The 8433-nt window shown below is 54.4% G+C and carries 7 protein-coding genes and 1 pseudogene; all 8 read left to right on the forward strand.

Annotated features, from left to right (window positions below; all coding sequences use genetic code 11):
• A partial coding sequence (locus SLS51_RS22005; protein ID WP_323840667.1) for a DUF2345 domain-containing protein occupies window positions 1-1096 on the forward strand: 1096 nt, incomplete at its 5' end.
• A 3-nt stretch (window positions 1097-1099) separates the two neighbouring features.
• Entirely contained in the window at window positions 1100-1882 is a 783-nt protein-coding gene (gene tla1 / locus SLS51_RS22010) for a toxin Tle1 chaperone Tla1 (RefSeq protein ID WP_323840668.1), read from the forward strand.
• 11 nt (window positions 1883-1893) lie between these two features.
• Window positions 1894-2404, forward strand: a pseudogene (gene tli1a, locus SLS51_RS22015) (Tli1a family immunity protein).
• A gap of 51 nt (window positions 2405-2455) precedes the next feature.
• Window positions 2456-2968, forward strand: coding sequence for a Tli1a family immunity protein (tli1a, locus tag SLS51_RS22020; RefSeq protein WP_323840669.1), 513 nt, complete (start codon window positions 2456-2458; stop codon window positions 2966-2968).
• On the forward strand, window positions 2956-5436 hold the full coding sequence (locus tag SLS51_RS22025) for a T6SS phospholipase effector Tle1-like catalytic domain-containing protein (protein ID WP_323840670.1): 2481 nt from the start codon (window positions 2956-2958) through the stop codon (window positions 5434-5436). Before tli1a (SLS51_RS22020) ends, SLS51_RS22025 begins: the two co-directional genes overlap by 13 nt.
• Window positions 5433-5690, forward strand: a complete 258-nt coding sequence (locus SLS51_RS22030; RefSeq protein ID WP_323840671.1) for a PAAR domain-containing protein — start codon at window positions 5433-5435, stop codon at window positions 5688-5690. Before SLS51_RS22025 ends, SLS51_RS22030 begins: the two co-directional genes overlap by 4 nt.
• Complete coding sequence (locus SLS51_RS22035) at window positions 5687-6832, forward strand: KPHS_23130 family T6SS system protein (protein ID WP_323840672.1); 1146 nt, start codon at window positions 5687-5689, stop codon at window positions 6830-6832. The genes SLS51_RS22030 and SLS51_RS22035 overlap by 4 nt, the downstream gene beginning before the upstream one ends.
• Window positions 6813-8433, forward strand: a 1621-nt coding sequence (locus SLS51_RS22040) for an ImcF-related family protein (RefSeq protein WP_323840673.1), incomplete at its 3' end; no start/stop codon positions are given. The genes SLS51_RS22035 and SLS51_RS22040, both read left to right, overlap by 20 nt.

Below are 8433 nucleotides of genomic sequence, written 5' to 3' on the forward strand. Positions count from 1 at the left end.
GTGGGTGCGTCTGGCCCGCCCTTACGCGGGTGACACCTACGGTTTTCACTGGCCGTTGCTGATAGGTACCGAGGTGGCGATCGCATTTGAAGGGGGCGACCCGGATCGGCCCTATATCGCCCATGCGCTGCACGACTCAAAACACCCGGATCACGTCACCTTATTCAACTACAAACGCAATGTGCTGCGTACCCCGGCGAATAACAAATTGCGCATGGATGACGAACGCGGTCGGGAGCACATCAAACTGAGTACCGAATACGGCGGTAAGAGCCAGCTCAATCTGGGGCATCTGGTTGACAGCCAGAAACCGCACCCGGATAAACGGGGTGAAGGGTTTGAGCTGCGTACTGATGACTGGGGCGCGATCCGGGCCGGGAAAGGGCTGTTTATCAGTACAGATAAACAGGCCAACGCCAACGGGGAAGTACTGGCGATGAACCCGGCCATCAGTCTGGTCAAAGGTGCCGTCAACCAGGTAATGGAATGGGGAGCGGTAACCCAAACCCACCTGAATTATCAGCCGGATATCGAGAGCCTGAAAACCTATTTACAGGGCGTGGATCAACTGAAAATGGCGGCCATGCTGCTCAGTGCGCCGGAGGGGGTAGGGATTGTCAGCCCACAGAGCGTAATGGTGCAAAGTGGTCAGGCACTCTATGCCCAAAGTGCGGGCGAGGTACATATCGCCAGTGCCTGCCGAATTGGGGTGAATGCGACAAAGGCTATCTCCTTGTTAGCGCAAAGCGAAGGAATGCGCCTGGTATCGGGAAAAGGGCCGCTTGCTCTGGAGTCACACGGTGATGTTCTGGGTATCACAGCATTAAAAGATGTCACGGTCAATTCAACTCAGGGCCAGGTACAGATTATCGCCAAAAACGGCCTGACATTGGCGTGTGGCGGCGCGTATATCCGTCTGTCTCCGTCTGGGGAAATTGAAATGCACGGGCCGGGCCTGTTAAGCCTGAAAGGGCAGCACAAAATGGATGCCCCGGCGAAACAGGATTTTCCCTTACCTGATCTGCCTGAATCCGTGTGCAAAGAGTGCCTGAAAAAAGCGCAGGAGAGGGCGCAAGGGTTTGTTTTGAGGAAATAACCGATGAATGATGATCAAATAACCGACTGGATTGCCGTACTTGAGGCGTCAGCAAAGGATGTCGGCATGCATTGCCTCGATATCATTGTGGATCAGTCCGGGGGCGAGTTCTCGCTGATCCCGGCGTTGAAGAGTTTTTCGCCTGAAATCAAATGGTGCTCGTTGTTTCAGGGATTGCCCGAAGAGATGGGGGTGGATGATGCGCCGGTATTTATCCGGATTGATTTGACACATCCCGGCCAGCAGCAATGGATGCAGGAAATTATCTTGCGCTTAAGGGAAGAACCGTTGCTGCTGGTTTTATGCTCGTCATGGTCATTTGACCTGTTGTCTCAATATTTAATTCAATGTGTGGATGCCGCATACGCGGGACAGGCGGGTATTTTACGCTTTTTTGATCCGCGTATTTTTCCTGTGCTGTTTTCTCATGTGTTGGATGAGGCGCAGCAACAGCAATTACTCCGACCTGTTCTGTTCTGGAGCTGGCTTGATCGTGACGGCGTCTCGAAGTTTCTTTTGGGTGAGGAGAATGCCGAGCCCGTTAATGACGCTATTGAGAAAATTGATCTCACGGATAAGCAACTGGAGTTCCTCCTGTGTGTTTCTGATGCGCATCAGCTTATGCCGCGATTGAATGAGAACGAATACCCGGACGTCTCGCGTGAGCAACTGTTTAACCACAGTTATGCCTTGATGGTCGAAGCATCTGACAAGCCTATTGTACTGGATGATGACCGAGCATCCTTTGTGCTTGGGCATATCAAATCCAAATTATCCCCCATGTGAAGGAGTCGAAGATGAAAAAACAACAGCTCAGGCTGGCGGTTTTGTGTCTGTTATTGGTTGCTTGCAGCCAGTTTTCGGCGCAGGCGGGAACCATTGAGGCCATTAATCATACCAAATGGGCGATTAATCGGTTCAGTGTGGATGGTAATCCCGGTATCGATAGCATCGGGCCGTATCAGGGCGGTGGGGGGGGGCTGCTACCGGGCCCCGGAGAAGTGGCAGCCTGGTATGACGGTCCGGGTGGATTGGGAAACCGGAGTGGGAACTACGGAAGGGTTTCCTGGTTTCGACAAATGGAATGAATATTTGGTATGGCGGGCAAAAATCGATTCTCAGAAGCGCCAACATAGCCGGGTAGTGCCGGTGCCTAATTATACCGGGCAGCGCACTTGCGGCATTACGGTGCACTTCTTGCCTTGTGATCAGATTAAAGTCACGACCTCTTGTGACGCCTACGGTAGTCCGAACTACCCAATAAAAGAACCTTTAAAAATGAAGGAGCCGAAAGTATGTCCGAAGTAATGCATACAGGCATTTCAAGTCCAGATTATCACCGATGTGAAGGAGTCGAAGATGAAAAAACAACAGTTCAGGCTGGCGGTTTTGTGTCTGTTATTGGTTGCTTGCAGCCAGTTTCCGGCGCAGGCGGGAACCATTGAGGCCATTAATCATACTAAATGGGCGATTAATCGGTTCAGTGTGGATGGTAATCCCGGTATCGATATTATCGGGCCGTACCAGGGTGGAGGGGGTGGCTGCTGCTATAGCGTGCCAGCGAAATGGAAACCGGGTATGGCGGTCCGGGTGGATTGGGAGACTGGAGCAGGGGGCTCGGAAGGATTCCCAGGGTTCGCTGATAGAGATAAATATTTGGCTTGGGAAAAAAAAATGAATGCTTATACACGCCAGCATAGCCGGGTAGTGCCGGTGCCCGATTATACCGGGCAGCGCACCTGCGGCATTACGGTGCATTTTTTACCCTGTGATCAGGTCAAAGTTACCACCTCCTGTAGCACCTATAACAGTCCCAATTATCCAATTAAAGAACCTTTAAAAATGAAGGAGCCCAAAGTATGTCCGAAATAAATCATAACGATGCTGCCTGGTTGCCAGGTCCCTTTCCGGCTCAGGGACGGTTGCCGGTCAAAAGCTATCTGGTCGGGCAAAATTGTCACCGTCAGATCAGTGATGAAAGGGCCTACCATCAGGAATTGTGTCTGGCGGCGGATCGTCGGGTGGTGCCGCCCTGCTGTAAGACCCTGCACGTCAGCCTGTTTTTTGACGGGACCGGCAATAATTTATATAACGACCTTTATCAGGCCATTCCACACCACCCAACCAATATTGCCCGTCTTTTCCAGACGACGATTGGGGCCGGTTATGCCGGTGGTGCGGCGAGTAAACCGCTGCTGGACGATGTCGACAGCACTGGCGGAAAGTACTTTAAATATTATATTCCCGGTGTGGGTACCCCCTTCCCGGAAATTAATGATCTGGATTACAGTACATTGGGACTGGCCGCTGCCGACCGGGGCGAAGACCGGATCAACTGGGCGTTGCTGCGGCTGATTGATGTATTAAAGCGCGTATTAGCAAACGACAAAATTGATGATACTGCTTGCCAAAAATCTCTTGAGGCGATGGCCACCACATGGCACACGCTGGGCTTGGGTGGCGCGCATAACCGTTATGGCGAGTTTTATAAGCAGTTTGCCCGCTTAAAACGTGAGCTGGTCATAGCCCGCCGCCAGCCGGGACGGGGCAAATCCAAACTGCTGGGAATGAAGTTGTATGTGTATGGTTTCTCCCGCGGGGCCGCGGAGGCGCGGGCCTTTGTCAACTGGCTGGCCGAACTGTTGCCGCCACCCAGGGGGGATAACCTGAAACCGTCACAGTGTTTGCAAGCGAAAAACGAAACCGACCCGGATGGTAACCTGCCCATCAGTGTGGAGTTTCTCGGGCTGTTTGACACCGTGGCGTCGGTCGGGGTGAGCCATGTGGTTCCGGTGGTTGAAGGCCATATGGCCTGGGCAGACGGCACGCAGGAGCTGCCAGCGGAGGCGACATACGGTGGTCTGGTGAAACGCTGTGTGCATCTGGTCTCGACCCATGAACAGCGGTTGAGTTTCCCGATGGATTCCATTCGCCGTTCAGATGGTACCTACCCGACAGGCAGTACCGAGGTGATTTATCCCGGGGTGCATTCTGATTTAGGGGGCGGTTATCCACCGGGAGAGCAGGGTAAATCAATAGGTAAAACAGACGGATTACTCTTATCGCAGATAGCCTTGCATGAAATGTATGCCGCAGCGTTTGAAGTTGGAGCACCATTGAAAGTACCAACTGAATCTCTACCTAAAGACTTATCTAAAGATGTGTGGCGTGTAATGCCATTTGAACTAGTAGCCGAATTTAATATTGATTCACAACTAGTCAACCGCTTCAACGCCTGGCGTCAAGTCACCCTGGGCCTGGAGATGCCCAAACAACCCTTGTCTGTTGAGGACGCTGCCCGCTTTGAACCGGTACGGTCAACTGTGGCACTGGAGCAGGCCATGAAAAACCAGATGGACTGGCTGACCGCCTGGCGTATCAACCGCTACGCCGGTGGTACGCTGCTCAGTGCGCCGTTTTTCCATGAAGCCCCCAACCGTGATGCGAAAAAAGCCCACTATGAGCAAAGTCAGCAGGCGCAGGAAGAAAAGCAGCAGGCGGTGTTAAAGCAACGGAAAGCCCAACGGACGGCTTTTGCGTCCAGCGGTGGGCGGGGAGAGTCGCCGGTGTTGGTCCCGGGTGTGCCGGATTTTGACCCGGAAACTGCCCAGAATCAGTTGCGGGAAGCGGCCGCGGAATTTAGCTGTGACTACCGGGGAGACCGGCGGGAGATACACAGTGTGATGCAATTTGTTGTCGATAACATTCTGGGCAATGCCCTTTATCTGTTGAACAGTGATGATGAGGACAAGGAATATCAGCAAATGAAAGCGGCGGGAGAGGCGTTGGTCAAACCGCTTTTCCTGACGGCTCCGGCGGGAAAAGCGGGTCAGCCAGAATCACCGGCGTCATTACTGGTGGCCCTGTATGACAATCAGGTGCATGATTCCCGCGCCTGGTTTATGTACTCTACGCTGGATACGCGTGAACCGGAGGGCGGTTATTTCCGTTACCGGGTGATTTACTTCGGCAAAGTGTGTAATAAACCCCTGTCGCTTTTGACGGTGGCCGGCAATGTGGTCGGGGCCAGGTCATCGGTTGGCAGTGCCTTGTTTATATTCAAACGGAAAAAAGTCGGCAACATGGTGGCGGATGCTATCAACGAAGCTCACTTCACTCAGCTGGACGTGAGCGCCCACGATTTATCCACCCGAGAATTGATCCCCCTGTTACCGGATGCGGCGCAGACGAAGGCATTCACCCATCATGTGGGCGAGGTGACGAGTCAGCAGAGACAGTTTATCGAAGCGCGGCGAGTGCAAATCGGCAAAGAAAATCTTAAGGCCCGTTGGGCAGGAAAGACGGTGAAACCGACCCCGCGAGGGGGACCGGAGAAATGAAGAACGTTATCCGTCAGGGCGACAGCCTGCGTGAATACGGCGGCAAGGTGTTGTCGGGCCACTATCTGTGTTTTGGTCAACCGATCGCCTGCAAGGGTGATCCGGTGCAGTGTCATCACCATGGCATGACCACCATTGCTCAGGGGAGTGCATCCTGCCTGATAGAGGGTCAGCCGGTGGCATTACACGGTCATCGTTGTGAATGCGGTTGTACGTTAGTCAGCTCTTTTCCCGATTATCAGGTGGTATCATGAAAACCTGTCCCCTTTTTCCGCCTTACCGTCAGGCTTCCCCTCCCCGTTTTAAACGCTGGTTGGCAATAGGCGCCGGCGGGGTATTGCTGGTCAGTAATATCGTCGCGCTGATAAGACCTGAAATCGGTGACACTTCAGCCTTATACGCCATGATCCCCGGACTGGCGGCGTTATGGCTGTTATGTCTGCTATTCCGCTGGCTGTTTTACCGTTTTGCCCGGCATAACGCCTGGATTTATCAGCAACAGGTTGAGTGGGTGCAACAACGTTGGTGGCGTAAACATCGTCAGCAGATGGCGCTGGCAGACTGGGTGTTGGTCGGGCCGTTGGGGAGCTCGCCTGATGTGTGGCTGAGTGTGATTAATCAGTCCCATTGTCGCCCAGAGTCCCTCAGGGAAAAAACCGGTCCGGCAGTTCGCCTGTTGCGTTCTTTTGTCTCGGATAGTGAGCAACGGGAAATCCAGCTGGCAAAAATGGCGGTGAATCAGTGGCGGAGTCAGCATCAGAACCCCTTGAAATGTACGCCGCTGCACTGTTACTGGCTGGGCTCTGCTGCTGTCTGGCAGGGATTTGCCGCCCAGATGGCGGTGCAGTTTCCTGATGTGGTGTTACCCGAACAGCCGCAATATTGGCGTGGTATTGACACCCTGGATGAGATGATTGACCTGCTGAATGCGACAACGGGCAGTCAGGCGACTATTTTGTGCGCCGGTTGTCAGTGTGTAGTCAGTGAAGCGGAGTCAGCCTTACCGGCGGGTGAAGCGGCTTTTATTTGGTTGCTGAAAAAAACCGGCAAGGTGGCGTTGACCCGCGGTGAATATTTTCAGACTCAAGATGATGAACAGGTTATGGATGTGGCGGCCCGGGCGCTGATGCAGGCGGATATCACCCAGCCACCGGAACCCTGTTTTCTGTTTTCCCAGCCGGATGTTTCCTCACTGGAAGAGACCAGCTGGAATGTCACTCAACATGTGCAGGATCTCAATTGGGGCAATATTGGCGGGATGGAAGCGGTCGTGGTGCAAACACTGGCGGCTATCTCGGCGGAAAATACCGGCCAGCCCTGTGGGTGGTTAGCCCGTGATCCTCAACATGCTTTAGCGTTTGGAATAGTGAAATCTTATGGCACTGCAAGAGAATAAATTACAACCGGTTTCAGTAGTGAATACGCTCATCTTACTGGTGGGAACCATTACCCTGTTGGTTTCGTTAGTCGGCCTGGGATGGTGGTTTTGGGGAGAACACCAAACCACGGATACCGAGACGTTTAATCATTTGTTACGGGTTTGTGGAATAGCCTGGGTGCTCATGGTGGTGGTGAGTATGCTGGGTTTTATCACGGTCACGTTGTTTGTTAAAAACAAAGTGACTGACACGAAGCCGGATACCCGGCCACTTTTGCCCGTCAGCAAACCGTATAATTATGGTGACTTAGGCGATCGCCTGCACCGTCGTTATGGCCTGTTCTGGGGGTATAAAGTCCGTATCTTGCTGGTGATGGGCGAGGCGGAGCAGGTGGAAGCCATTGCGCCGGGGCTGACCAGCCAACACTGGCTGGAGGGCCATCGCACGCTCCTGCTGTGGGGCGGCAGTTTACAACACACGGAACCTGATACCGCGCAACTGGCGGCCCTGCGTCGCTTGCGCCGTCTCCGGCCGCTCAACGGCATCGTCTGGGCGCTGACCGAACAACAGAGCGCCCAGCCGGTCTGGATGGATAACGCCCTGCGCTTGTTACAGAAACAGGCCCGACAGTTGCACTGGCAGGCCCCGGTTTATCTGTGGCAGGTGTGTCACAGTCTCTGGTCACAGGAAGGGCGGGTGACTCAGGCGGTGGGCAGCTTTTTTCCTGAACGCTGTACCCCCGAGATTGTGGAGACCCAGCTGCAACAGTTGGTTGACCCGATACGCCGGCGGGGGATGCAGCAACTGTTGCCCGAGAATGCCCATGATTTTTTGTATCGGCTGGCTTCCACCCTGGAGAAAAAAGGCCTTGCCCACTGGCGCAAGGTGTTGACGCCGTGGCTGGCGGAGTACAGTGAGGTGGTGTTGCTGCGCGGGTTGATGTTCAGTCTGCCGCTGAAAGCGACCCCGGATGCAGGCCCGCAAAGCTGGTTGCCCGATTTTGCCTGGCAGGGGGTGTTGGCTGACAGTCGGCACCGGCGCGGCAGACGGGTCGGGTGGATCCAGCGGCGCAACGTCTATCGTGGCCTGATGGTGCTGGCCTTATTGTGGGGGGCCGGGACTGTGCTTTCCTTTTTCACCAACCGCGACCAGATAGCGGTGGTCAACGCGGCAATGACCGACCTGAAAGCCCGCCCGGAAGCGTCCGACGCCCAGTTGCTGGCGTTTAAGGCGCTGCGTAATGAACTGGGCCGGTTGCAGTTCCGGGTCGAACACGGGGCCCCCTGGTATCAGCGTTTCGGGCTGAATCAAAATCAGCCGCTATTGACGGCGGTGCTGCCGTATTACACCCAGATGAATAACCGGCTGATACGGGATAAGGCCGCGGCGATACTGCACCAAAAACTGAGCGCGCTGGTGAATCTGCCGCCGGGCAGCCGGCAACGGGCCCGTCAGGTGAAAGCCGCGCACAACCAGCTTAAAGCCTATCTGATGATGGCGCACCCGAAAAAAGCGGAGGCCGCGTTTTTAACCCGCGTCCTCAGTGACAATGAACCAAACCGGGCCGGTATTGCCCCCGGTGTCTGGCTGAGTGCCGCGTCGGATTTGTGGGATTTTT

The organism is Photorhabdus africana (genome assembly GCF_035181445.1).
Classification (GTDB): Bacteria; Pseudomonadota; Gammaproteobacteria; order Enterobacterales; family Enterobacteriaceae; genus Photorhabdus; species Photorhabdus laumondii.